At 63.0% G+C, this 243-nt stretch carries 1 protein-coding gene; it reads right to left on the bottom strand.

Annotation, left to right across the window (positions count from 1 at the left end; genetic code table 11):
• The coding region (locus tag AC3XQU_RS24665) for a hypothetical protein (protein WP_489876732.1) at positions 1–243 on the bottom strand (243 nt) is incomplete at both ends.

Consider the following 243-nt stretch of genomic DNA (forward strand, 5'->3'; position numbering starts at 1 on the left):
CTTTCCCTCGGTCAGCAGCATCGACTGCCCCGCGGCATCGACAGTGATCGGTTCCACTTGCATCCGCGCAGCTACTGTCCGCAAGTCTTCGACTGTGGTCTCGCCGTCGCACGCCTGGCTGCGGTCACAGATACGGTGCAGTGTCAGCGACACAGCCTGCGCGGTGGGACGTTGCAACCGGTCGAAGTCGAGCGGGAAGGCACCAGTTAGCACCATCGATTGCACATGCTCGGGGTGCCGTTG

The organism is Telluria sp. AZSoR62, from assembly GCF_058111565.1.